This is a genomic window from Falsibacillus albus, assembly GCF_003668575.1.
In the GTDB taxonomy this organism is placed as follows: Bacteria; Bacillota; Bacilli; order Bacillales; family DSM-25281; genus Falsibacillus; species Falsibacillus albus.
Genome location: NZ_RCVZ01000012.1, coordinates 64,196 through 90,474, shown reverse-complemented (window position 1 = coordinate 90,474; position 26,279 = coordinate 64,196). Strand labels below are relative to the sequence as shown.

The window sequence follows — 26,279 nt, the reverse complement described above, 5'->3', positions numbered from 1 at the left end:
CTGCTTCATTCTTATTTGGCAACTGCTTGCGCCTTTAAGGATACGATCCTTTTGGTTTCCTTTGATTCGAGGGCTGCGAGTATGATATCCAGGGATTTCTTACCTTCTTCCCCGCAAATAAGCGGCTTTTTGTCCTCTTTGATGCACTCGACAAAGTGGTTGATGACATTGGAAGTGGTTTGTCCGCCTTCTTCATTGGTCTGGATTTTATCCAACTCATGCTTGACCTTGGTGCCGTCGCGGTATTCTTCAATAAGCGAGTATGTCGGATCTGCCTCTAGATACAGAGTTCCTTTTTCCCCATAGATGATCGTTGAGTTGTCTCCTCCGGCTACGTATGCCCAGCTCGCTGCAAGAGTACCGATGATGCCGCTTTCTGTTCGGAGGATGCAGACAGCATTATCGTCCACCTCTGCATGCTGCTTCGCATTCGTTTCGATGAATGCCCCGACTTCGACAAATTCACCAAGGAGGTAACGCATTAAATCAGCTTTATGGACCCCTAAGTCGCCCATTGCACCGATAAAGGCTTTCTCCTTATTGAAGAACCAGCTGTCAGCGCCATCCACGCTCCAGCCTTCCGGTCCAGGGTGGCCGAATGTTGTTTTGAAACTGAATATTTTACCCAGTTTGCCGCTTTCAATGATGGCTTTTGCTTTCTGGTGGGAAGCGACAAAGCGCTGATTGTGGCCGATCATCAATTTCTTATCATGCGATTTCGCAGCTTGGATCATGGATTCTGCTTCCTCATGCGAAGTCGCCATCGGCTTTTCACACAACACGTGCTTGCCTGCATTCAATGCCGCTACGGTAACAGGAGCATGCAAATAGTTCGGCAAACAGACACTGATGGCGTCTACTTCTTCAAGCTCCAGGATATCCTCAAAATCAGTGAATGCTTTCGCTCCATATTGGAGTGCCATTTCTTTTGCACGTTCTTCCACGATATCGCAAACTGCAACGATTTCTGCCCCGCTGTTCAAGCTGTACTCAGGCAGATGGCGATATTTCGCTATGCTTCCGCAGCCAATGACCGCAACTTTCAATTTCTCCATCATTTTTTCCTCCCCATCGTTCGCTTCATTAAATTATTTTCTTCGCTCTGTTCTTGTACCAAACCATTCGATTAATGCCATTCATCATGGACTGTGCAGGGTGATCTCCGCGGAGGTTGTTCGCTTTCCGAGGGACGGTGAGCCTCCGGAGTCCCGCACATCCCGTTCCAATCAACATCAAGGAGTGCATACTTATGAAAAGCCGAACTCCAATGAACTACTATTTAACATCCATTAATAATTGAGGTTTCACGCAAGCATGTTCCATCATATAATGGACACCGCGCTCGGATGATCGGTGGATGCCGTGCATGATCTCCAGTACATGAAGGGCCATATCACCATTGGCCCGGTGCACGTGTCCCTGCATGACTGCTTTGGCCATGTCTGCAAGTCCGATTCCGCGCAGATTATCGTGCGTGTCCCCCTCCGGATGGATTTCTTGCCAGTCTTGATCATCGAATCGCTTTAGTTGAAGTGGATGGTTGAAGTGATTTGGATCAGGCAGACTGATTGTCCCTTCTTCTCCATAAATTTCGATAAACGGTGTACGTGCAGCTGACACATCGAAACTGGTTGTGATGGTAGCGGATGCTCCATCTTCAAAATCAAGCATTCCACTGACATGCGTCGGCACTTGGACTTTTATTTTTTCACCGGATCTTGATGCCTCTGTAATGGTGCGCTCTTGAAATGTAGTACGGACAGAGCCTGCAATTCTTCTGGCCGGTCCAAGCAAGCTGACCAATGCAGTTAAATAGTATGGTCCCATGTCAAACATCGGTCCGCCGCCTTTTTGATAGTAAAATTCAGGGTTTGGATGCCACGATTCCGGCCCGCGCGACATCATAAAAGCGCTGGCCCCCACCACTTTTCCGATTCTTCCTTCTGCTAAAATCCTCCCAGCCAGCTGGATGCTTCCGCCTAGAAATGTATCCGGCGCTGCTCCAACCATCACGTCATGCCGGGCTGCCGCTTGCAAAATCTTTTTCCCATCCTCGAATGCAATCGCCAATGGCTTTTCTGAGTACACATGCTTTCTGTTTTCTATCGCCTTTAGCGAAATCTCGGCATGCGCCTGTGGTATCGTCAAATTCAGGATGAGATCGATATCAGGCGATGCTAGTAATTCATCCACTGGCATGACATGTTCGATCTTGTATCTTTCCGCTGCCTCATGTGCTTTTTCCTTCATTAAATCGGCGCATGCGACGATATCAAACTCAGGAAAACGCTTACTATTTTCCATATAAATGCCGCTTATATTCCCGCAGCCTATAATGCCAACCTTTAACCTCATCTATGATGCTCCTTAACTTTTCACCAAATATGGCAGTTTATCACTTAAATACTTCAGACTGATTTCGATGCTTTCAAAAGGCGTACGGCGGCTGGCATCCTGCTCAACGATCCACCATTCCACACCTGCTTCTTCCCCTGTGTTCAAAACCGAGTCAATATCAACTCCGCCTGTTCCCAGTTCAGCAAAGAATCCTTCTTCATCATTGGTCATATCCTTCAGATGGACAAGAGGTGATCGATTTTCATAGCTCCTGATCCACTCCACAGGGTTCTCGCCTGCCTTCGCAAGCCAATAAACATCCAGTTCTGTCATGACATTTTCCTTTTGCGTGTCAGCAAAGATGGCTTCAAGTGCTTTTCTTCCATCTGATAATCTCTCAAGTTCGAAATCATGGTTATGGTAGCAAAGGGTGATCCCTTCCCGGCGGCACTTTTCCCCTGCCTCATCCAGGAATGAGATCAGCTTGTGATAAGCGGCTTCCGTTCGACGCTCTTCTTCTAAATAAGGACAGACGACGTAGCTGCTGCCAAGCACCTTTTGGTCGGCAATGACTTGATCCAGACTGCTTTCCAACTCATCAATGGAAACATGGCTGGAGGCTGCTTTTAAACCTAATTCATCCAATAAGGCTCTGACTTCTTTTACGGACATGTCGCCGTAGCCTGCGAATTCAACCCCATCAAAGCCGAGCTCTGCCACTTTTTTCAATGTCCCGGCAAAGTCTTTTTCACTTTCTTCCCTGAGCGTATACATTTGCACAGCAACCGGTATGTTCTTCATCCTGCATCCCTCATTTCTATTAAAATCAATCATTTTCTATTTATTTTCAGCTTAACTGACGCGCTTCAACATGAACATAGATGATATAATTGAAACATCTACTATTTTGCTATTTTCATAACCAAATACTATTGGATGAAGGTGAAGATATGTCGATAAATATCCATTATTGCGGTTATTCACAACATGTACAGCCTTTCTTTTCTTATTATAAATCAGGTTTCCCCGCCTATCTTTTCCGCTTGCAGACAGAGGGCTCATGTGAAATCACAGCAAAAGGGACAAGGATGGAGGTCAATAAAGGCGACCTCCTATTGATTCAGCCGGGGGAACATTATGAATTGTCGATTAGGGAAAAAAACGAGAATATTAATGAACCTGCCGTATTGAGCGGTGACTACCATCTAGTATGTGAAGGGAAATGGATCGAGGATTGGTGGAGACGTTCCGTCAAACCAACAATCTCCAGAATCGATCTCGATGCGAAGCTGCTCTCCTTGTGGCATCATCTCATCGTTGAGGAGAGACGCCCGGGGGAAGCCAATGAGCTTTCCGGATATTTGCTGAAAGCCCTTTGCCTGTCGATTGAAAGGATGGTCAATGAAACCAGCTTCCCTTATGTCGTGACACGTATGCTTCGATTTATTGAAGAACACGCCACCACCGCATTCAAATTGGAGGATGCGGCCAGTCATTCAGGGCTGAGTGTTTCCAGGGCAGCCCATTTATTTAAAGAAAGCGTCGGAAAGACCATGATTGAATACGCGCTGGAAATCCGCCTCTCGGAAGCGGTCGAACGGATGAAATATACATCCATGACACTCGAACAGATTGCAGAGGAATGCGGCTTTGGCACCTATCCCTACTTCCACCGGATGTTTCATCGTAAGTACGGAATTGCTCCAGGGGTTTATCGAAGGGAGAGGTAAGGACCTTCCTTCCGAGTAAGCATAGATGCTTTTTTGTCGAAAAAAGTAGAATAATCGATATATCGAGATTTTCGTAGATATATTGTGTATTTTCGCTGATATATCCTCCCTTTTCGGAGATATTCTCCGCAGAAGAACCTTCATAACAAAAATTAGCTTGTCATCATATTAAAAAACGCGTGCCCTCTGCACGCGTTTCAGTTTATTCAAACGGATATTTTATTTCTCCCTGCCTTCTTACTTCATCCATCATCGCCATCACATCCACTGAAAGAGTCAAGGTATGGTCTGCTTCATCCCCTGCCACATATCGATTCATGGCTTCAACTTCATATTCGAAGGCTCTTTCCGAATCTCCCACATCAATGGTTTCCATGCTTCCATCTACGGTATAGGTAACAATCGCTTTCGTTGCTCTTTGGAAATTTTCAATTGTGACATACCCTTTTTCAGCCGCGATCACAGCATTTTTTGGCATCTTTGCACGCAGAGCCAAGGAAATGGCCGCCATTTCATCTTGCTTGTTCCGGATCAATAATCCAACCTGTTCATCGACGCCTGTTTGATATGGACGCACCGTCGCCAACACTTCATCAGGCTGTTCTGTCAAAAAGTATCGAGCAAACGAGAGGGCGTATGTTCCGACATCAAGCATCGCCCCGCCTGCCAAATCAGGATTGAAGAATCGGTTCGTCGGATCATCTTCCTTCAAGCTGCCGAGCGCAACTTGGATCATCTTCAGCTTCCCGAGTTTTCCTTGTGACAGCATTTCCTTTATCTTCTTATAAAGCGGCATATGATAGACCGTCATCGCTTCAATGACGATCAAATTTTTTTCCTTCGCCAATGTGACGATTTCATCCAATTGCTCCTTGTTCACCGTAATGGCTTTCTCGCAGATGACATGCTTGTTTTCATGAAGGCACTTCATGATATATTCGTAATGAAACGTATGAGGTGTCGCTATGTACATGATGTCAACATCAGGGTCTTGAATCAATTCTTCATAGCTTCCGTATGCTTTCATGATCTTAAATTTTTCTGCAAAAGCTTGTACCTTTTCAAGATTCCTTCCTCCGACGGCTGCGATTTCACCATTGACTTCATTTATGGCTTTAGCAAAATCATGCGCAACCGTTCCTGGTCCAAGGATTCCCCAATTGAATGTTGTCATTTATATCACCTTGTCCTTTCTATTTTTTCAAAGTTTGTTGCTTTTGATTTCCTCTGAAGGATGCTCGCTTTCCGAGGGGCTGGCGGCGAGCCATCCGGAGTACCGTACCCACCGCTCCAATCAATGTAATGAAGTTGTTCCTTTGATACTATTATCGCTGTTCTATACTTGATTAGAAAAACATCTGCTCATTTTCTTGGTTTTCGAAGAAGCCATCCGAGGGTCAAACCATACAGAAGATGGCCCAGCAGCCAAAAGCCGATTGCTGAATTATTGTTCAGTGCCGGCGTTCGGTCCGACAAGATTGTAGTGGGATATAAAAGTATCCCTACCGCAAAGCCTGCCAAAATGTAAAAAAACAATATTCTTTTAGGGGCCCAGTCTTTTTTGATGAGAAATAGCTGAAGGACGATGCTCAGTACGATGGAAATCATTAAATGAATAAGAAATCCCACAATTTCAGGGAAATGAATGTGATTTAGAATGGGGACGTAATCCAAATTCAACAGTAATGTATATACCTTCAAGTAAGTAGTGATTTCAATCAACTTCAAAAACAGGCCGAGCACCACACCGGAAATCAGCCCTGCATAGATGACTTTGATCAGATTCACTTGCCGAATTCTTTTCATTTGCACCGTCTCCCTGCCGCCTAAGATAAAAATGTTAGTTTTTAAATAGTTAATCAGGATGCAGAAGCGATTGCAAATTTAAAGATGCAAAAAAAGCTAGGGAAGATTCCCCCAGCTTTTAAACTGCTTTCTTTTCAACTTTATTCTTCGCCACATTCTTTATCTTCGTATCATCAAATTCTTTTTCACTTTTGGCGATGACCACAGTTGCCACGCCATTACCGATCATGTTGATGATGGCTCTTGCCTCTGACATAAATCGGTCCACACCTAGAAGCAAAGCCAGACCCGCCATTGGGATCACATGCATCGCACTCAAAGTGGATGCCAACACGATGAACCCTCCACCGGTTACCGTCGCAGCTCCTTTTGAGGTTAGCATTAAAATTGCGATGGTTGTTATTTGCTGCCCCAGGGTTAAGTGAACCCCACTGACCTGAGCCATAAAGATGACGGCCATCGAAAGGTATACGGATGTTCCGTCAAGGTTAAATGAATATCCCGTCGGAATGACCAATCCTGTCACAGATTTAGAACATCCGAAGTCTTCCATCTTTGTCATCATACGTGGCAGCACGGATTCTGAAGAAGATGTCCCCAGTACAATGAGGAGCTCCTCTTTAATATGTTTGAGATATGCCCATAGACTGAAGCCAAACATTTTACAAATCACATTCAAGATGACAAACACAAAGATGGCCATCGTCGCGTACACAGAAATCATCAGCTTTCCAAGTGGAAGGAGCGATGACAGGCCATAGTTTCCGATCGTGAAGGCAATCGCCCCAAATGCACCGATCGGAGCAACGCGCATGATCATATTGACTATTTTATAAAATACTTGTGCAAGCCGGTCAAACAAATCGATAACTGGTTCTCCCACTTTCCCGATCAGCGTCAACGCAAAACCGAATAGTACAGCGAAGAACACAACTTGAATGGTGTCTCCATTTGCAAAGGCACCCATGACATTAGAAGGAACGATATTCGTTAAAAAATCGAAGAAGCCCATCTGAGCCCCATCTTTTGTGTACTGGGCGATCTGGTCTGCACCTGCATTTGTCAAGGCGACTCCTGCACCTGGCTTAACCAGGTTCGCAATGATAAGACCGATGGCCAGCGCGAGGGTTGTGACGATTTCAAAATAAAGCAGCGCCTTTCCACCAACTCTTCCTACCTTCTTCATGTCGCCCATTTTGGCGATTCCAAGAACGATTGTAAAGAAGATGAGAGGTGCAATGACCATCTTTACCATGTTGATGAATATTTTTCCCAATGGCTGCATGTGTTTTGCAAGCCCTGGATCTGCAACACCTAAAATAATACCTAAAATAATGGCGATTAACACTTGGAACGTCAGGTTTTTATATAGCTTATTCATTAGACCATTCCCCCTTTAATTTATTTTCAGCCGAAAAAGGAAACGCTTTCATACTAAGATTCATTTTACAGTTTTCAATTTTATTTTGAATTTTAAGAAAATAATTAAAGTATTTTGTAACTAAAGTAAGCAAGGCTGACACAACCGGCATGGTGCCAGGTGCGTCAGCCTTGTATGTAAGGATCGATATTCCTTCGGGATGCTTCTTGAAATTGATACCGGTTGATGGGTCTTCCCGCAGAGCCATAATCAAGCTCAAGTGATATGAAATTGATATCCTTTAAAAAGCTTAAATATTTTCTCATGGACACTCTGGAAATTCCGACAAGGGCAGCCAATTCACTAGTCGAAAATTTTTCTCCATTTAAAGTTTCAATTTCTTCAACCGTTTTCCTAAGTGTCTCCACTGTGATTCCTTTTGGCAAATCATATTTGTTCACGTTATCCATCTTAGCCGGACGGATCAGTTTATCAAGTTCTTCCTGACTTACTTCCTTTTGACTCTCCGAAAGGGCACGGTCAATTTTGTACTGCATTAAAGACGTCTGAAAACGTTCAAATTCAAACGGCTTGATTAAATAATCGATTGCCCCAAGCCGCAATGCCGATTTAATTGTATCCATATCACTTGCTGCAGAAATCACCATGACATCTATTCGAGAATGTTTTTTTCTTAGATTGATCAATAATTCAAGCCCGTTTTTCCCAGGCATGAAAAGGTCCAGCAAAACAAGGTCGACGGGTGTCTTCTCAATAAACGCCAATCCATCCGCTGCACGTTGGACGGTGCCCACACAGGCAAACCCCTGAATGGACTCCAAATACTTTCTATTGATTTGTGCCACCATTGGATCATCTTCCACTATCAGTACTTGTAACATTTCCCTTCACCCCATTCATCGGTATATCCACTGTAATCATCGTTCCGTTCTCATCGGAACGAATATCCATTGTCCCATTGATTCGTTCCAGACTTTGCTGAACCAAATAAAGTCCATAACCATTGTTTTCTCCTTTGGTGGAAAAGCCTTTTTTTACAACCTCATCTTTCATCTCATCGGCAATGCCAGGACCGCTATCCTTTACGGACATAATGATATGACCTGCATGGCTTTCCAGGTTGATTTTCACCACCTTCTCTTTTGACCCATGAACAGCTTCGATACCGTTATCGATTAAATTCCCCAGTATGGTAACCAGTTCATCTGTCATATCCATTTTGCCGTCTGAACTCATTAAGCCTTCTCCAGAGATGGTCATTTCCACGCCCTGTTCACGTGCAAAACTCAATTTACTTAATAGCAATCCAGCTATGATCGGGTCTTTCACAATACGGGACACTTGTCCGATTTCCAATTTATATTGATTATTCAACTTACGGACATAATCGTTCAACTCTTCATACGCCTCAATATGTACCAAGCCCAGGATTACATGGAGCTTATTCATAAATTCATGGGTTTTGGCCCTCAGCGAATCAGCATACATCTTCACACCTGTTAACTGCTCGGCCATCCGTTTCAATTCCGTTCGGTCTCTGAAAGTCGTAATTAACCCGACTAATTCTCCTTCAACGCTGACCGGGACGGTATTCATGACAAGTGTCAATCCGTTAATGGTGATTTCTTGATCATAGTATCTTTTCCCATTTCTCCATACACGCTCAAAATTCGCAACTTGTATGACTTGATCAATCTTCCGGCCAACCAGATCATCCTCGATCCCCATTCGAGTCAATATCTTGACCGCTTCTGCATTGGCAACAACGATCGCCCCATCTTTATCGACTGCAATGATCCCCTCTCTCACAGATTCCAGCATCGCGTTCCGTTCCTGTAAAATATTCGCGATTTCGAAAGGTTCCAGACCAAGGAGAATGTGCTTGATTTTCTTCGATAATATGAGGGCGGATATGATTCCAATCAGAATGCCGATGCCTATCCCTAAATAAACGACATGCTTTATCCCTATGACTGACTGTGCTACATGACTCATCAATATCCCGACACTGACTGCACCAACCTGCTTTCCTGCAGAATCATAAACAGGTGCAAAAGCGCGGAGTGAAGTTCCGAGCGTCCCTTTGGCGATGGACACATAATCTTCCCCGTGCAGCGCTCTATCCTCGTCGCCGCCAACGAACGGCTTTCCTATTTTATATGGATCAGGATGTGATTTCCGGATATGGTTCATATCCATCACGACGATAAAACGAACGTTGGAATCCTTTTGCAATAGTTGGGTGTAGCTCTGGATATCCCCATCTCCCCCCTTGCCGCCATCCGACAAGGAGTTAATCACCAGAGGGCTGTGGCTCACCATTTTCGCAACTGTCATTGCTTTATCAGTTTCATTCTCTTTCACTTGCTTCACTTCATTTATCCCAATCAATAATCCTGTCGTCATAATTGCGGCAATTACCACTGAACATACAAATAAGGCAATTCCAAAGTGCAGCCTGACATAGAGTTTTCCGATCCTCATATACAAACCTCACAATAGTGTACAAATTTTTAGACTACTTTTATTGTATCCTTTTCTATTAGGATGTTTAAAGAAAGAGTTTGAGAATAAAAGGAAGCGGATGAGACAATAGTATTTTAGTCGAAGAAAAATCCGGACTAATTCAATTCGAATTAGTCCGGATTTTTAAATAGCTATTGTTAAAGCATATTTGTTGTTTTCAGCTTATTCTAGCTGTTGATTCGCGTGCAAGATGAAGGCTCCGCCCGCCGCGCGGGAAGTGAGGTCTTGTACGGAAATAAGCAGCGGTTTATGCTGACTTAATGAGTCATTAAGCTGCCATTGATTTCTCCTTCTTCTGCTTCCTCTTCATTTGAAAGAAAGGTATTAAAAATACAAGCAAGGATAAAATCAAAAACGTGAGTGATACAGGTCTTGTAAAGAAAATGTCGACGCTGCCATTTGAAATCGTCATCGCCTGGCGAAAAGATTGTTCGATCATATCTCCTAAAATAAATGCGAGAATAAACGGCGCTGCAGGAAAATTGACCAAACGCATTAAGAACCCAAGGACCCCAAAAACAGTTAATAAAATGAGATCGAATGTACTGAAGCTGACCCCATAAACCCCAATCATACAAAATACAATGATCAATGAAATAAGCAAAGGACGTGTGATCTTCAGTACCTTCGCGATATATGGAATCAACGGAAGGTTAAGAAGAAGCAAAAGGATATTGCCGATATACATACTTGCAATTACACCCCAGAATACATCGGGATGGTCTGTAATCAATAACGGTCCAGGCTGTATCCCCATAACCATTAATGCCCCCAGCATGACGGCTGTGGATCCAGATCCAGGGATCCCCAAGCTCAGCAAGGGTACAAATGCACCGGTTGACGCCGCATTGTTTGCTGATTCTGGAGCAGCAACCCCGCGAAGTTCTCCCTTTCCAAAAGCTTCAGGGTTTTTGGCAATTCTTTTTTCAGTAAGATACGCCATAAACGATGCAATCGTACCTCCCGCTCCTGGCAGAACGCCAACCAGGAAGCCAAGGATCGAATTTCGCGCCCAAGTGGGGGTGATTTGTTTGACTTCTTTTTTGGAAAGCTTCAAGCTTCCGATTGGGTTCTGATTGGCCACTTTTTCTTTTCTTTTTAACACGAGTGAAGAGACCTCTGCCAACGCAAAAAGACCAAGTGCGATGACAAGGAAATCAATTCCCTCAAGAAGATGGACGCTGCCGAATGTAAATCTCGGCGTCCCTGTTTGCCCATCGATTCCAATCGTGGCTACCATAAAACCGAGTGTCGCGGTTATGAGTGCTTTAATAGTTGAACCATCTCCAAGGCTGGCAACTGCCATGAGCCCCATGAGCATTAAAGCAAAATACTCCGGCGGACCAAAGGACACAGCGACCTTAGCAAGCGTAGGTGCCAAAAAAGTTAAGATAATGACACTGATGGTCCCCCCTACGAATGATGATAATGCAGCTACTGCGAGTGCCTTGCCTGCTTTCCCCTGCTGTGCAAGCGGATATCCATCAAATGTCGTTGCAACAGCTTCTGATACACCGGGTGCATTTAATAAGATCGAAGAAGTCGCCCCTCCATATGCCGCACCGTAATAAACCCCAGCCATTAAAAGCAGGGCAAGTGAAGGAGACATCCCATACGTAATCGGAATCATAACTGCAATTGCAGTTATGGGGCCAAGCCCAGGTATCATTCCGATGATGGTCCCGACCATGACACCGATAAGTACAAATAGGATCCCCTGTAAACTAAGGGCTACTTGAAAACCCGTCATTAATCCATGAATGGCATCCATTAAAGTTCACCTCGTTGCGTAATTAGTGTTTGTAGTCATTAAAATGGTAATATTCCGGAAGGCAATGCAACCTGCAATCCTTTTGTAAATGCAAAATAAACGACCAATGGAAAAATAATTGATACCACGCCATTGAGGATATAATTTTTATAGCCCAAGAGCCTGGAACATCCAAAAATGAAAAGCAACGTGGATAGGATAAAGCCCAGCGGCTCAAGTAGGAAAATATATAAAAGGATGATTCCCAATACTCCTAAAAGCATAAGCTTTTCTTTACCCGGGATTTTTTCGTGTTCTTCCTTTGATGCCTCTGATTTCTCCTTTACAAAGTAAAGTGCAGCGGAAAGGATCATAAGCAAGATTCCAAGCCCCATCGGAATTACGTCCGAATCAACAGGAACATAGGGATAAGAAGGAAGATTAAATGTCATGATTAAATAAAAGATTGAAAACAAAAATAAAAATACTGCTATTTTCTGATTCGCCGTCTTCAACATTTCCTTAGCCTCCTGTTTGAGAATAGTAGAGTCAATGCATAAGCATGCATTGACTCCTATACTAGAAACTAATTCTTTAATAGCCCCAATTCACTTAATAATGATTCATAGTCTTTTTGCTGCTGTTGGAGGAAGGTTTTATAATCTTTGCTTGGCATAAATTTTTCATTCCATCCATACTGCTCTCTAATTTTTGCCCAGGCATCCGAATCACTTAGCTCCTTGAATTTCTTTTCGTAATATGCCAGAGCCTTCGGATCCATATTCGGAGGGCCGAAGAAACCTCTCCAGTTGACGAATGTAGCATCTATTCCCTGCTCTTTGGCAGTCGGGAAGTCCGAAATGGTATCACCCTTCAACCTTTCCTCCGACGTAATCCCAAGCACTTTTACTTTCCCTGCTTTTACCTGTTCCACTGATTCTGCAATTCCGCAAGAATAAACTTGGACACTTCCATTCAATAAATCGGTTAAAGCCCCGCCATCTTGATCAGATACATATTTGATTTTTTTGATATCCACACCTGCTGCTTTTGCGATCTTCACGAACTGAATATGATCCATACTCCCTGGTGATGAAGCTCCTACCACGGAAATTTTCGATGGATCTTTTTTCATATCATCGAATAAGTCATTCAATGAATTCCATTTCGCATCAGCTTTTACGACAATCGCTCCGTAGTCCGCGATCATATTGGCAATCGGTGTGAAATCCTTGTAGCCAAACTGCGATTGTCCATTCAGTGGAACAAGAAGCAGTGGAGGCGAAGAAACAAATAAATGATACGGATCTTTTTGCGAATGAATATAGGCCCATCCAACCGCTCCACCGCCGCCGGGTTTGTTGATCACTCCCATATTTTGATCGATGATGTTTTCTTCAGAAAACACTTTAGCAGCCATCCGCGCAGTTGTATCCCATCCGCCCCCTGCACCGGATGGAGCTGTGATTTCAATTGATTTCGCAGGCTTCCATTCCCCTGATGACTGGCTTTTTGTTCCGCTTGTACTGCTGGAACATGCCCCCAGCATCACAATCATCAATAATCCTATAAGTATTGCGATTCCCTTTTTCAATTTTTCTCCCCCTCATCATCTAATGATTCTTGATATTAAAGGCGGCTTTCCCATCCCACTTTTAATATTAATAGAAGCATATCGGAGTCATCTCAAAATGTAACCGTTTTCAAAATAATGTGACTAAACAACATTATGGGCATTTTGTTCATTTTGTTTATAGCTTTCGAAAAGGGACCCTATATTTCAACGCGCCATCCAACTATTTACGCGTTAAAATCGGCAGTATGATTTAAACAATCTTTTAAAAAACAGCATTCCAAAATAAAAACCCCTTTATTTTTTCAAGGGGGCTTGCAGTGGATAATAGTGGCGCTCTGGGCGTCCAACAATTCCGTATGCGAGTTCTGCTTTACATTTACCGATTGAAATCAAGTATTCGAGATACCTTCTTGCCGTCGTTCTTGATACTCCCATCTCCTTGCCCATATCCTCAGCAGAGATGCCTCCTTCAATATGGTTGATGATGGAATCCACCTTTTCCAACGTCAGCTGATCTATCCCTTTTGGCAAAGCAATGTGACTTTCTTTTTGATTGGGAGGGTTTCCAAAAAAGTTGTCGATGATGGATTGGTCCAGTTGGTCATGGGAATCAAGCAAGAGCCTTTTCTTTTTGTAATTCACCATGACCTCTGTAAATTTCTCTAACGAAACCGGCTTTATTAAGTAATTGACGATGCCATGACGGATCGCATCTACTAGAAAATCTTTATCCGTCGAGGCAGTAATCATAATGATATCTACCTCCGGATGCTTTGCTCGAATATATGGCAGTAGATCAGTCCCCAATTCATCCGGGAGATAGACATCCAATATTAACAGGTCGACTGAATGTTCTTCTAAAAATTCCCTTGTTTCCTTGGCGTTCATCGTTTTGCCAATAATGTTAATTCCGGATAGCGTCAACAAAAATTTCTCATGGACGGATGCAACTCGAAAATCATCTTCGGCTATCAATATATTAATCATGTAAACCCACCTATCCAATTTGCTTTTGCCGTAATTGTTTTGGTATAAACACGGAGAAGACTGCTCCTCCTTCTTCCGAACATTTCACTTCTATCATGCCATTTAATTCTTCAACGACCTCTTTTACATTTGCCAAACCATAGCCCCGTCCACTCGTATCTTTGGTGGAAAAGCCTTTTTCAAAGATACTGTCTGAATATGCTTCTGATATCCCCTTGCCATTATCGGATATTTCAAATACAATATCATGTCCCATATCCAATGTAAAAAATGTGACTTTTGGTGCGGATTGACCAGCAACTTCTTCAATCGCATTATCGATTAAATTGCCGATTATCGTGATTAACTGGGAAATCTCAATATGAGGGGGCAAAGTGTCCAGCGAGCTATTCTCATCAATGATGAACTGTACTTTTTTCTCTGAGGCTTTTCCTATTTTACCAAGTAAAATCGCCTGTACTTTCAAATCGAAAATTTGATCAAAAATGATTTTATTATGTGAATCATTGATTTCCGTTTCTTTCTGGATCATTTGAATGGCCTCTTCATAAAGTCCCAGCTGCATCAGCCCTGAGACAACATAAAGCTTATTCGTATACTCGTGCGTCTGTGCCCTCAAATCCTCCGAATACTTGCGTACTTCCGATATCGTATTGATCATTTCACGCACTTCCGTTTTGTCCCTAAAGCTCGCAACAACCCCAACGACCTTATTCTTTTCAATAATTGGAGTCCTGTTGACAATCACCGTACTAGTCCCGATTTGCAATTCTCGATCCGTTTGATGTTCTCCACTTTCCAGCACATCATACATTTGGGTGTTCGGTAAGAATTCTTCAATTTTTCTGCCGATGATATCTTTAGAAACTCCCAGTATTTTCATGGCGCTTGTGTTGATCATCGTAATGATGCCTTCATGATCAATGGATATGATCCCTTCCTTAATCGATAACAGAATGGCCCCTCTTTCCCTATACAAGGAAGATATTTCATGCGGCTCCAAGCCTAAAGTGTCTTTCCTGATATTTCTGGCCAATAAAACTCCGCCGATTGTCCCCACACCAAGGCTAAGGAGTGAAAATAGGCTGATTTTAAGAATCTTCTCGAATAGTTTGTATTTAATATCATTAATAAGGAAGCCGACAGATACAATCCCAATAATATTCCCATTATCATCGTAAATGGGAGATTTCCCCCTCAATGATGGCCCTAATGTCCCAATGGCTTTGGAAGTATAATATTTGCCTTGAATAAGGGCTTCGTCATTATCTCCTCCTACCATTTTCTTGCCGATTCGACTGGCTACCGGATGCGAATAACGAATACCATCTTTGTTTCCTATTACAATGAACTCAGCGCCTACCTGCTTACGGATTTTTTCTGCAAGCGGAGCGATTGTCTTTGCCGGGTCATCTTCTTCGAAGGCTTTTCTGATAGAGGGCATCATCGAAACAGTTTTGGACACTTCCAGCGCCCTATTCCCCATTTGCTCTTCCACCTGGTTCCACTCGATATATGTAAAGGATGCAGACAATATGAAAATGATAAATACCATGAGGAAGAAGATTAAGCATAAAATCTTCGTTTGCAGTGATATCTTTGGTCTCTTTGTCATCATGCTTCTCCTCTAATAGTTTGAATATTTATTATTATTATAAAATATTCATAGACGCTTCGATAGAAAAGAATAGAATTTTTGCTGCCTCAAACCATCGACACCACTCAATCCTCATCCTTCACATCGATATCTTCCGGGATGGGTTCGTTCAGCCATTCGATCATTTGTTTGCGCGATTTTTCCACTTGTTCGAGGTGGTCGTTGAATTGTTCTTTGTTGATGAGATATTGCTTCCCGTCATGGACGGCGCGGATTCGTTTTTGAAGGACAAGGGCTTCAATGTATGGTTCAGGCAAGGATAAGTACTCCGCTGTTTCTTCTATGGTCAAATACATATGATTCACGCTCCCTAAGATTGTTTCCTTGTGTTGATTATACATGAATGGGAAGGAGTTTTTTATTGGACTCACAAATCAAAATCGGGTATTAGTTGATTTCCGTTGCAGGATGCTCTCTTTCCGAAGGGCCTCACACGAAGTGAGGAAGTTCGATGCTGGCACACGACGTGCCGAACACCCGCCTTATATCTCCTCGCTCCAATCAACTCTTTTCAAATGGCTCACACCTCACAATCAATTAATTTAATCATAAAAAAGGGACCGTCCCCAGTCGGGAACAGTCCGTTGTTGTTGATTTGCGCTTAATCAAACGTTTGATTAATAGCAGGATAAGCGTTTAATTCATCGACTTATTTTGAAAATACCCTTAAAATGTTTGTCGAAATTTTATTACTCGACATTGCTATGCTTGCTGAATGCATCGGCATGATCGATTTCATTCAACTCTGCATATTGAAGGCAAATCGTGTCAAAAACAATGTGGGCACATTGATCAAAAAGGGATCCGAGCGGCTGGATCGTCTTCAACTCATTCTCTCGGCGGTGTTTCGTTGCCGCCGGGATATGAAGGACGGATGATGCTTGCTGAGACAGATCCGAATCAGGGTTTGTGGTAAGGGCAATGACTTCGCACCCAAGGGATTGGGCTTTCTCGGCCGTCCAGACGACGCTTTTGGTCGTGCCTGATCCGGAAATGGCCACAAGCAGATCATCTCCATTGATCGATGGGGTGATCGTTTCTCCGACGACAAATACTTCCGCTCCAAGATGCATTAGCCGCATCGCAAAGGATTTGCCCATCAAGCCCGACCTGCCTTCGCCAATGACAAAGATTCGCTTCGCTTTTTGCAGGGATTGAGCGATTTGATGCAGCTTCTCTTCTTCCATGCTCCTCGTAACAGCTTGAATTTCTGTTAAAATGGTTTCGACCTTGTTCATTGCGATACCTCCTGTATTTGGCAGAGTGTTTTCAGCCTTAAGGCAGCTTCTTTTTTGTTTTCCGACTTAGTGATTGCAGAGCCAATGATGACTACTTCAGGTTTAAGGCCACTCAGGTTTTGCATGGATTGTTCGGTAATGCCACCAGCCACAGCCAGCCTTTTTCCCAGAAAGACGGACGAATTGAAATCATTTTTTTTGCCACTTAATTCCTGATCGTCCTTGCTCACATGCTCGCAAAGTATAGCCTCTTCCCATACAGCCAAATGTTGTTTCTGATCCTGCGCTACGTTCAATAAATCAATCATGACCTCTTTGCCATATTCTTTCGCTTTGCTTATACATGCTTCGATGGTCGACGCTGATGCTGCCCCCATAACCGTCATGACATCCGCACCTGCTTCGAAGCAAAGCTCTGCCTCGTAATTTGCGTTATCCATCGTTTTGATATCAGCTACGATCGTCTTATGGGGAAAGGCTTCTTTCAGTTCCTTTACACTTCTCATTCCAAATTCTTTGATCAATGAAGTGCCGACTTCTATCCAATCAATGCTTTCTTCTACTTCTGCAGCAATGGAAATCGCTTCTTCTATTGATAAGCGGTCTAATGCCAATTGAATCTTCATATACGACTCCCTTTCTACTAAACCGGTTTATTAAAAGGATGTTTTTTCATAAATTTTGTTCAAATATCCTGCAATGTTGCTTTGCACGGAAGGATGTGAGGTCGTTCGATGTTGGCACACGACGTGCCGAACTTAATCGAACATCCTCCCCTACCTCCTCGCTCCGCTGCGGGGTCTCACCTGTCCCGCTAAACCCTCCGGAGTCTCGCACCTTCCAATCCAAGCAACACTAAAAGATAATTGGTTGGCAAGAAAAATTATTTAATAAATACACCCTTTGAGAAAACAATCTATTAAAAAATTAATAAAAGCGCCATCCTTGATAACGCTTCTTTTCATTCATAGCTTTCCTGATGTTTCCCGAACGACCAATTCACATGGATATTCATATTCCTTCGGTTCTACGGCTTCTTTTTGGATTTGTTTGAGCAAAAGTTCGGCCGCTTTTTTCCCCATTTCTGCAGCTGGCTGTGAAATCGTGGAGACGGCGGGAGTGGCCACATCTGCAAATGGGATGTTGTCGAAAACAATCAATGAAAAATCTCTCGGAGCCATGAATTGTTTCTTCTTCATGAATTTCAAGAGCTCCAGGAAGACTCTGTCATTCCCTGCCAGGACGGCAGTCGGAGGTGCATTTAATGAAAACATTTTTTCCAGCTTCTCTTGGATGTGTTCAATCGGTTCATGGATGATAAAGTCTTCGTGCAGCACGATCCCATGCTCATTAAGACAGTCCTTATAGCCTTGCAGCCTCTCTCTCCTCGGACTGATGGTCAATTCCTGCGTGACGATCGATATTCTTTCATGTCCGTTTTCAATGAAATGCTTCACAGCTTCGTATGCACTTCCGATATTATCTGCAACGATTCTCGGCAGGTTCAAATCCCCGGCTTTTCGATCCATGAAAACGACCGGATAACCTGCTTTGATCATATGATCGTACAGCTCGATATTTTGAGCCGTCGGAAAAATGATCAACCCGTCTACCTGCTTGGCCATCAGCATTTCAATGTACTTCTTCTCCTTGGCCGGGTCATCATCCGCATTGCATACGATGGCTTGTATATCTTCACCATAGCAATATTCTTCGATGGCATGACTCACCTCGGTGGAAAATCGGTGCATGATATTTGCAACGATGATGCCGATCATCGATGTTCTTTTCTGCTTCAGGCTGCGGGCGACATAATTCGGCTGGTAGCCCAGCAGCGCAATCGCTTCCTGAATCCTTTTTCTAGTATCTTCACCCATATATTCAAACCGTTTATTTAAAAACTGGCTGACGGTGCTTTTGGAAACGCCAGCTTCCTTAGCCACGTCTGCCATGGTCACTCGTTCCATTACATCAACCTCTTTATTGGCATTGTCCTTCTATTGTAATACCCCCTCCATCTTTTATCCAGCCTTCACTGTAAAATGGAAGGGTGGTAAGCCCCTTCCATCTTCTCAGACTTTTGCATATTTGACTGCTTCCATGAAGCGGGCTGCCTTCTCTGTAACCTCCGTTAAATCCCTTTGCGTCAACGGCACTTTGGCATTGACCAGCGTGCTGCCGACACCCGCTGCAATCGCGCCGGCTTTGATGAACTCCGCTACATTATCAATGTCGATTCCGCCCGTCGGCATGAGCGGGATATGTGGAAGCGGACCGGCAATGCTTTTAAAGTACTCCGGTCCCAATGCAGAAGCAGGGAAAACTTTAATGGCATCGGCCCCATATTCATAGGCGGTCAGAATTTCCGTCGGGGTCATCGCCCCAGGGACACTCAGTTTATTGTACCGCTTTGTCATTTCAATCGTCTCTTTTTTCACGGTAGGGGAAAAGATGAACGAAGCTCCAGCCAAAATCGCCATCCTTGCCGTCTCTGGATCAAGGACGGTCCCAGCTCCTATCAGCATTTCCGGGCCACCTGCATCCGAAAGCTTTTCAATCACCTGTAAAGCTTTCGGCGTCTCCATCGTAATTTCCAGGGCCGTCACCCCGCCTGCCGCCAATGCTCCGGCAAGCGGCAGGATGGTATCGGGCCTTGCTCCACGGATCACTGCGACTATCCTTCTATCCTTTAATTCTTTCAAATCCAATTGTCTGACCCCCTTAAACTGTCTTGCTTTTCAACCCTACGTCACTTGCTGAAGCCGCTTTGCGGTTTTTGGCTGCATGCAGCGCCCAGATCGTAAAGATCGCCGATGCCAAAAGCGAGCCTGCCATAAAAATATAGGAAGCTCCAAAGCCGCCGGTTGCACCGTTCAAATAGCCCACCACATAAGATCCGATAAATGAGCCTAGCGCTCCCATGCTATTGATCAATGCCATTGCTCCGCCTGCGACATTTCGTGGAAGGATTTCTGGTATGATGGCAAAAAACGGTCCATATGGGGCATACATGGCCCCGCCGGCGATGACCAGCAATACGAATGACAACCAGAAGTTGCTTGTACCGATTAAATAGGAGCAGTAAAACGCGACGGCTCCAATTAACAGGAACGGCCATACGAACGCACTTCGATTAAGCGTTTTATCAGAAAAATATGAGCCTGCGAGCATCAGGATGACCGCTAAAATGTATGGTACGGATGAAAGCCATCCCGTTGAAACGATATCCATATTCGGGGCGGCTCTGATGATGGACGGCAGCCACATCACGAATCCATAGACCCCTATGCTCCAAAGTGCATATTGAAAGCTAAGCAGGATAACAGTCTTATTCTTGAATGCTTCTCTGTAATTTTTAACGGGCTTGATTCCTTCTTGCTCTTTATCCAATGCCTTTTGCAAGGATGTTTTTTCATCAGCTAACAGCCAATCGGCATTTTTCGGCTTATCATTGACAAGCCTCCACCAAATGAATGCCCAAATGATGGCCGGAATTCCTTCAAGGATGAACATCCATCGCCAGCCAAACGAATGAAGCAGATAGCCTGAAACGATCGACATCCAAAGGACGGTTGCCGGGTTCCCTAGGATGAGGAATGTATTCGCCCGTGAACGCTCTGCCTTCGTGAACCAATGGCTTAAGAAAACGAGCATCGCCGGCATGACAGCGCTTTCGACCACCCCGAGCATGAAGCGTATGATGAACAGGAAGCTCACATTCGATATCATCCCTGTTAAGCTTGCCAAGCCTCCCCACAATATCAATGACCAAAAGATCAGTTTCTTTGCACTTTTGTTTTCCGCATAATGCGCACCTGGAACTTGGAAAAAGAAATAACCTAAAAAGAATAAAGACCCTAATAATGATGAAATTCCAGGTGTGATGTGAAGATCCTTCGCCATCCCCGCCGCTGCGCCAAACCCATAATTTGCCCGATCCAAGTAGGCCAGGCTGTATGTGATGAAGGCAATCGGGATCAATCTCAGCCACCTTTGTTTTGCCAACGTTTGTTTCATATCAGTTCACTCCTTCGAAATGTAGTTTTATATAATCTTCCAGCTTGCCTTTATCCGGATAACCATCATTATCTCCCGGAGACTGTACAGCCAGGGATCCGATGGCATTCCCTCTGAACACGGCTTCCTGTATGCTGAGGCCTTCCAACAGTCCGCTGACAACCCCCACGGCAAAACCGTCTCCCGCCCCAACGGTATCAATGACCTCATTCACTTTAATTCCTTTGATATAGCCTTTTTCTGCTGAACTTTGGAAATACGCACCCTCCTCGCCAAGTTTGACAACGACCAGCTCTGCCCCTTTTTCTAAATAAAATGAAGAGATGCCTTCAGGTGTACTGCAGCCTGTCAGGATTTCGCCTTCCTGTATTCCAGGCAAGACATAATTTGCTTTCCTTGCCATCTCATTGGTGACAGCAATCATTTCTTCCTGAGATGACCAAAGGGATGGCCTAAGATTCGGATCAAAGGAAACCGTTTTTCCAATGTTTTGCATGTATTCAAGACTGACTTGGGCAAACTCCCTTGTCGAGGCAGAAAGGGCAAGCGGTATTCCGGTCATGTGAAGGTGCCCTGCAGAAGCAAAGTAGCCTTTTTCAAACTCGTTCTTACCCAACGTGCTTGCAGCCGACCCTTTTCGATAATACTGAACCTCGGGGTCTCCCTTTAGAACCTTTGATTTCATTTGAAATCCCGTCGGATATTCTGTACTTGTCAGAACTTGATCGACGTTGACATGTTCTTCTTGCAATCGATCGACAATGAACTTGCCAAAAGCGTCATCGCCCACTTTGCTCACCCATCCAGAACGAAAACCAAGCCTCGCCATCCCAATGGCAAAGTTCGTTTCTGCTCCCGCCAGTTCACGAGTGAACCTCTTTACCTTGTGAAGGGGACCAGCTTCTTCTGCCATGAACATTGCCATCGCTTCCCCGAAAGTGACTACATCCAACCCTTTCATACTAACTCCTCGCTTTCAGATCCTTGTTTATCAACCATCTTGATATATTCAGCTATTTCATCAGCAGAATTTAGGGGGAATTCCAGCGCTTTTAACATCACTGAAGGAAAAACATCAGCGATTTTCCTCCAGGATTCCTCTCTGTCTTCCAATAGTGGAAGTGTGACGAGGTTTCCTTTTTGGTTTTCTACATATTTATAATGGATATATTCCACATAGGTGGTCAAAGACTCCAATGCTCGCTCGTGATCCTCACCAACGAAATGCCAATTCCCAGTATCAAATGTCATTCCAATCGGCAACTTCCTTTCGAAAGCCCTTTCAAAAAAGGTCCTGAGCGACTCGAGATTCCCTCCATGTTCCGTTTGGTCATTTTCGATCAATAGTCGAATATTATTTGGCAGCCATCTTTCCAGGAATTTTGCCAACTGGTGCATATCACATTCAGTAAAGTCGTAGTACCCAAGTGAAACTTTGATTCTACTTGCACCTAAACAAACTGCTTCCTTAAACACCCATTCCATTTCGGCTTCATTGAGACTTCCGTTCCTTCGCCATAATTCCACCGGAGCTGAATATACAATGAAAAAATCGTATTCTCTTAATCTGTTTTTTAATGCTGCCAATTCATCCTGTACGTTCGTTAATAGTTCCCTGCGAATCTCAACACCGAAAGCGCCAGCCATCTCAATTGCAGGAAAAAATGCTTCCTGTCCCTTTGTGAATACACCTAGATGATGAAAGGCATTTAAAGGAACTATTACCTTATTCATGATGCAACTTCCTTCCTTGTTTACTAAATCGTTTTACTAAACCGGTTTAGTTGAATTATAAAATAAATGTAAGCGCTTTTCAATGGTTATTTTCAGAATATTTTTAGTATGAAAGGTTCATAGAGTAATTAACAATATAACAAACCCCGATGAACGAATATTCACCGGGGTTCGACACGTTTCGTATGGGCAGCAGATTACCTTCCCAGCCAGCCGCCATCCACTGCAATGGTATAGCCATGTATGTAATCGGATGCTTTCGATGCCAGAAATATGACAGCTCCTCTCATATCTTCTCCACTCCCCCACCTGCCGGCAGGAATGCGTTCTAATATTTGCCTGCTGCGAACCTCATCTTCAATCAGCGCCGTATTCATATCGGTTTGCATATAGCCTGGAGCGATACAATTCACATTCACCCTGAGATTCGCCCATTCATTCGCCAGCGATTTCGTGAATTGCATCACCGCACCTTTGCTGGCTGCATACGCCGGTACCGTCAGTCCACCCTGGAAGGAGAGCAGAGAAGCTATATTGATTATTTTCCCCGATCCCTGATCGATCATCTTCCTGCCGATTTTTTGGCATAGAAAGAAAACCGAGTTGCTGTTGATGTCCAAGACAAAATCCCAGTCTTCCTTTGGGAAATCGACTGATTTATGCCTTTTTTGCACACCTGCGTTGTTGACGAGTATATCAATATCACCCATTTCCCGTATGATACGGTCAATGAGTTCATCATATTCATCAAAGCTTCTTAAATCAAAGTTGATGCCAAGGGCTTTTACGCCCTCATTTCGGATTTCTGCCAATACATCCTCTTTCACATTCCTCGCAATGACCACCACATTTGCCCCCGCACTTGCCAATGCGAGGGACATTTGTTTTCCCAATCCGCGGTTACCGCCTGTTATGACAGCTGTTTTTCCACTTAAATCAAATAAATCATTCATTTTTGTCCCTTCTTTCTAGTTGAGTTGCTCTCTATACACTACTTTCTCTAAGAGATGCTCGAACCCTTCAACAAATTGTTGTATATGTACATATAACTTTTTGATTCTTCTTTCTTTCCAAGCTCGCTGTATATTTTCACGAGCTTCTTTACCGGCTCTGGATCATCTGGATTTAACTCCATCTCCCAGTTGAAGCAGTCGATGGCTTTTTGATGGAGCTGAAGGTCATGATACAATTCTCCGAGCTCAAGCTGTTTATCTGGGTCATCCATGATCTCCTGCATTTGTTTAATTTTTAGAAGGCTTGGATTCGTAGAATGTTTCGCATACAGCGGCTGAAGCCAATCATGCACTTCTGTCAGCTCCCATTTATGAAGAAGGTGAGGCATTGTTTGATCCAGCAGTGAATCGAAGCCTGCCTGGTCAGCCATTGAGCCTAGGCATGATTGAAGTTTATCTAGATTTAATTCGTCTATATTCAAGGATTGGTTTTGAAACAAGGAGAAGATTTGATCTTTCAGGTGTTCACATGGATCCTCCAGCCAGGCATCGACTGCTAGTTCATATTTTTCAAGTCGTAAGTAGAGGGAAATTAATTGTTGCTTTAACGGTTTGTTATCAGGGGTATGATCGACTAGATCTTTTAACACGTCTATTAATTCATGTTCACGGAAGGCTTGTGAAAGGTTCTTTACGATTTGCTTACATTGTTCATCGGCAGGATGTTTCATACTGCGAAGGTGGTCAATATCAATGGAGAGCAGGTCGACACTGCTCGTATCGTTAGAGAGGATGGTTCTTAATTCCAGGTAGCTTTCATACCGGTTTTTTTGATGGAAAGCCGCAATATCTTCTTGGAAAGAGGCGCGCCCTGGTTTAGAACTGTATTTTATGTAGTCGATATGATTGGCCATATCCAGCGTCCATTCATTCTCGGGATCGAATTCCAGCATGGAGGAAAGTATTTCAAAAGCATGCTTCAGCTTTCCATTTCTTCTGAAATCAAAATAAAATGTTTTCATCATTTCGATGATCGTGTCCTTTGGAAGATATGAATCTAAAAATGAGAGAATCAGGATTGCTTCATGAGGGGGGTACTTTTGCATTAATGATTTCATCAATTGCTTGAGGGGTTTATCTTGCAGCGTTTTAGGCTGACTTTTCAGGAACATCGCCATTAACGGATGGGCAGGTTCAAATTGTATTCCTTTTTGCATGGCGTTTTCTAAATATGAATTCTTGGCAAAATCTCCTCGCACCGCTGCGGTGAATCGATTCTGATAGAAAAACAGATAACACACATCATCAGCTTCACTGTAGGATTCTATGATTTTCATGCGATGGAAATGCACCAATCGCTTAGCCTTAAGCTCAGTTGTTCGACCTTCCGTAATCAGCTTTAACATTTCACTCATCCAATCTCCTCCTTTATTTCACCCCTATCATAACATTAAAATGTTTCGGCAGGAATTATTAGGAATCGTCATTCCATCAATTTTCAAATGATTCTGTTAAAATACCACCATATAGATTATTTAAAAGGGAGATTTCAAAATGGGAACACAAAAATTAGTCGTTACACATGACATCGATGCTTTGTATATCGAGCAATTAAAAGAGCTGCTCCCTTCTTGGGAAGTGATTGCCGGCAAGGACAAGAATGTTTGGGAGCCTCATATTAAAGACGCAGAAATCATCGCCGGCTGGAAAAAAGGTATTGAAAATCAAGGCCACCTAAAGGAAGCCAGTCTGAAATGGCTACAAACATGGAGCGCAGGCGTCAACAGCCTTCCTTTGCAAGAGCTGGAGCAAAAAGACATACTTATTACCAGCGCAAACGGGGTCCACTCCTATCCGATTTCGGAAACGATCTTTGCCTTGATGCTTGGACTGACCAGAAAAATTCATGCGTATGTCCGCAACCAATCCGAAAAGAAATGGCACCATGCAAACCTTGGACTTGAAATACATGAAAAAACGATTGGGATCCTCGGTGTGGGAGCCATTGGACAAGAAACAGCCAAAATTGCCAAAGCGTTTGGAATGAAGGTCCTTGGTCTACGAAACTCAGGGAAGCCAGCAGAATTCGTGGATGAAATGTATACAGCCGATCAGCTGCATGCCCTTCTGCCGCAATGTGATTATGTCGTCATCACCCTGCCTCTTACAAATGAGACCCATCATCTGTTTGGTGAAGAACAATTCAAGCTGATGAAAGATTCTGCGTTTTTAATTAACATCGGACGAGGCAACATTATCGAAGAAGCAGAATTGATTAAGGCACTGCAAAAGAAAGAAATTGCCGGAGCTGGCCTAGATGTATTTGAAAAAGAGCCGTTGGATGAAAAAAGCCCTTTGTGGAACATGGAAAATGTAATCATCACCCCGCATACAGCCGGTTCGACCGAGCATTATACAAGACGCGTCATCGAGGATATTTTCATTCCGAACTTGAAGGAGTATTTGAAGGGCGAAACACCGTCCATCAATTTAGTGGATTATGAAAAAGGGTATTGATTTTTGCAAAAAACTGCGCGCGAATGCCTATGGTTTCAGTTTGCAGCCAAAAAGGACCGAGAGTACATCC

25 protein-coding genes are annotated in these 26,279 nt (G+C 43.7%); 2 read left to right on the top strand and 23 right to left on the bottom strand.

Annotated features, from left to right (window positions below; genetic code table 11):
* Positions 1-11: 11 nt before the first annotated feature.
* The 3 genes from D9X91_RS16255 to D9X91_RS16245 all read right to left on the bottom strand — a co-directional run bounded on the left by D9X91_RS16255 (position 12) and on the right by D9X91_RS16245 (position 3,138).
* A complete protein-coding gene (locus D9X91_RS16255) occupies positions 12-1,055 on the bottom strand; it encodes a Gfo/Idh/MocA family protein (RefSeq protein ID WP_121681704.1) in 1,044 nt (347 codons plus the stop codon).
* Between the two features lie 220 nt (positions 1,056-1,275).
* Positions 1,276-2,355 carry a Gfo/Idh/MocA family protein gene (locus D9X91_RS16250; protein ID WP_121681703.1) on the bottom strand — a complete coding sequence of 360 codons (1,080 nt, stop codon included), beginning with the start codon at positions 2,353-2,355 and terminating at the stop codon, positions 1,276-1,278.
* Positions 2,356-2,367: 12 nt separating this feature from the next.
* The gene (locus D9X91_RS16245; RefSeq protein WP_121681702.1) at positions 2,368-3,138 is read right to left on the bottom strand and encodes a sugar phosphate isomerase/epimerase family protein; all 771 of its coding nucleotides are present in this window, start codon (positions 3,136-3,138) and stop codon (positions 2,368-2,370) included.
* 149 nt (positions 3,139-3,287) lie between these two features.
* Here D9X91_RS16245 and D9X91_RS16240 point away from each other — a divergent pair, with 149 nt between their 5' ends.
* Positions 3,288-4,067, top strand: a complete 780-nt coding sequence (locus D9X91_RS16240) for a helix-turn-helix domain-containing protein (RefSeq protein WP_121681701.1) — start codon at positions 3,288-3,290, stop codon at positions 4,065-4,067.
* Between the two features lie 202 nt (positions 4,068-4,269).
* Here the strand turns inward: D9X91_RS16240 and D9X91_RS16235 are convergent, their stop codons facing one another.
* From D9X91_RS16235 to D9X91_RS16145, 20 genes are all read right to left on the bottom strand, one after another.
* Positions 4,270-5,241 (bottom strand): Gfo/Idh/MocA family protein, encoded by a 972-nt coding sequence (locus D9X91_RS16235; RefSeq protein ID WP_121681700.1) that lies wholly within the window; start codon positions 5,239-5,241, stop codon positions 4,270-4,272.
* 188 nt (positions 5,242-5,429) lie between these two features.
* Positions 5,430-5,873, bottom strand: a complete 444-nt coding sequence (locus D9X91_RS16230; RefSeq protein WP_121681699.1) for a hypothetical protein — start codon at positions 5,871-5,873, stop codon at positions 5,430-5,432.
* A gap of 118 nt (positions 5,874-5,991) precedes the next feature.
* Positions 5,992-7,254 carry a dicarboxylate/amino acid:cation symporter gene (locus D9X91_RS16225; protein WP_121681698.1) on the bottom strand — a complete coding sequence of 421 codons (1,263 nt, stop codon included), beginning with the start codon at positions 7,252-7,254 and terminating at the stop codon, positions 5,992-5,994.
* A 164-nt stretch (positions 7,255-7,418) separates the two neighbouring features.
* Positions 7,419-8,135 carry a response regulator gene (locus D9X91_RS16220; protein WP_121681697.1) on the bottom strand — a complete coding sequence of 239 codons (717 nt, stop codon included), beginning with the start codon at positions 8,133-8,135 and terminating at the stop codon, positions 7,419-7,421.
* Complete coding sequence (dcuS, locus tag D9X91_RS16215) at positions 8,107-9,738, bottom strand: DcuS/MalK family sensor histidine kinase (protein ID WP_121681696.1); 1,632 nt, start codon at positions 9,736-9,738, stop codon at positions 8,107-8,109. Before dcuS ends, D9X91_RS16220 begins: the two co-directional genes overlap by 29 nt.
* 310 nt (positions 9,739-10,048) lie before the next feature.
* Complete coding sequence (locus tag D9X91_RS16210) at positions 10,049-11,551, bottom strand: tripartite tricarboxylate transporter permease (protein WP_121681695.1); 1,503 nt, start codon at positions 11,549-11,551, stop codon at positions 10,049-10,051.
* A 38-nt stretch (positions 11,552-11,589) separates the two neighbouring features.
* Complete coding sequence (locus D9X91_RS16205) at positions 11,590-12,048, bottom strand: tripartite tricarboxylate transporter TctB family protein (protein ID WP_121681694.1); 459 nt, start codon at positions 12,046-12,048, stop codon at positions 11,590-11,592.
* 68 nt (positions 12,049-12,116) lie between these two features.
* A complete protein-coding gene (locus D9X91_RS16200; protein ID WP_233569825.1) occupies positions 12,117-13,079 on the bottom strand; it encodes a tripartite tricarboxylate transporter substrate binding protein in 963 nt (320 codons plus the stop codon).
* A gap of 321 nt (positions 13,080-13,400) precedes the next feature.
* The gene (locus D9X91_RS16195) at positions 13,401-14,093 is read right to left on the bottom strand and encodes a response regulator (RefSeq protein WP_121681693.1); all 693 of its coding nucleotides are present in this window, start codon (positions 14,091-14,093) and stop codon (positions 13,401-13,403) included.
* 10 nt (positions 14,094-14,103) lie between these two features.
* Positions 14,104-15,708 carry an ATP-binding protein gene (locus tag D9X91_RS16190; protein ID WP_121681692.1) on the bottom strand — a complete coding sequence of 535 codons (1,605 nt, stop codon included), beginning with the start codon at positions 15,706-15,708 and terminating at the stop codon, positions 14,104-14,106.
* 107 nt (positions 15,709-15,815) lie between these two features.
* Positions 15,816-16,046 (bottom strand): helix-turn-helix domain-containing protein, encoded by a 231-nt coding sequence (locus D9X91_RS16185; RefSeq protein WP_121681691.1) that lies wholly within the window; start codon positions 16,044-16,046, stop codon positions 15,816-15,818.
* Between the two features lie 393 nt (positions 16,047-16,439).
* A complete protein-coding gene (gene hxlB, locus D9X91_RS16180) occupies positions 16,440-16,988 on the bottom strand; it encodes a 6-phospho-3-hexuloisomerase (RefSeq protein WP_121681690.1) in 549 nt (182 codons plus the stop codon).
* Complete coding sequence (gene hxlA, locus D9X91_RS16175) at positions 16,985-17,614, bottom strand: 3-hexulose-6-phosphate synthase (protein WP_121681689.1); 630 nt, start codon at positions 17,612-17,614, stop codon at positions 16,985-16,987. The genes hxlB and hxlA overlap by 4 nt, the downstream gene beginning before the upstream one ends.
* A gap of 339 nt (positions 17,615-17,953) precedes the next feature.
* Positions 17,954-18,955: a LacI family DNA-binding transcriptional regulator gene (locus tag D9X91_RS16170; protein WP_121681688.1), complete on the bottom strand. Its 1,002-nt coding sequence runs from the start codon at positions 18,953-18,955 to the stop codon at positions 17,954-17,956.
* 105 nt (positions 18,956-19,060) lie between these two features.
* Positions 19,061-19,696, bottom strand: a complete 636-nt coding sequence (locus D9X91_RS16165; RefSeq protein ID WP_121681687.1) for a bifunctional 4-hydroxy-2-oxoglutarate aldolase/2-dehydro-3-deoxy-phosphogluconate aldolase — start codon at positions 19,694-19,696, stop codon at positions 19,061-19,063.
* A 13-nt stretch (positions 19,697-19,709) separates the two neighbouring features.
* Positions 19,710-21,005, bottom strand: coding sequence for an MFS transporter (locus D9X91_RS16160; RefSeq protein WP_121681686.1), 1,296 nt, complete (start codon positions 21,003-21,005; stop codon positions 19,710-19,712).
* A gap of 1 nt (position 21,006) precedes the next feature.
* Entirely contained in the window at positions 21,007-21,966 is a 960-nt protein-coding gene (locus D9X91_RS22760) for a sugar kinase (RefSeq protein WP_199738128.1), read from the bottom strand.
* Positions 21,963-22,739, bottom strand: coding sequence for a sugar phosphate isomerase/epimerase family protein (locus tag D9X91_RS22755; protein WP_199738127.1), 777 nt, complete (start codon positions 22,737-22,739; stop codon positions 21,963-21,965). The genes D9X91_RS22760 and D9X91_RS22755 overlap by 4 nt, the downstream gene beginning before the upstream one ends.
* A gap of 197 nt (positions 22,740-22,936) precedes the next feature.
* A complete protein-coding gene (locus tag D9X91_RS16150) occupies positions 22,937-23,692 on the bottom strand; it encodes a glucose 1-dehydrogenase (protein WP_121681685.1) in 756 nt (251 codons plus the stop codon).
* A gap of 47 nt (positions 23,693-23,739) precedes the next feature.
* Positions 23,740-25,107, bottom strand: coding sequence for a tetratricopeptide repeat protein (locus D9X91_RS16145; RefSeq protein ID WP_121681684.1), 1,368 nt, complete (start codon positions 25,105-25,107; stop codon positions 23,740-23,742).
* Between the two features lie 139 nt (positions 25,108-25,246).
* On the opposite strand from D9X91_RS16145, the gene D9X91_RS16140 reads away from it, so the two are divergent.
* Positions 25,247-26,209, top strand: coding sequence for a D-2-hydroxyacid dehydrogenase (locus D9X91_RS16140; RefSeq protein WP_121681683.1), 963 nt, complete (start codon positions 25,247-25,249; stop codon positions 26,207-26,209).
* Positions 26,210-26,279: the final 70 nt, after the last annotated feature.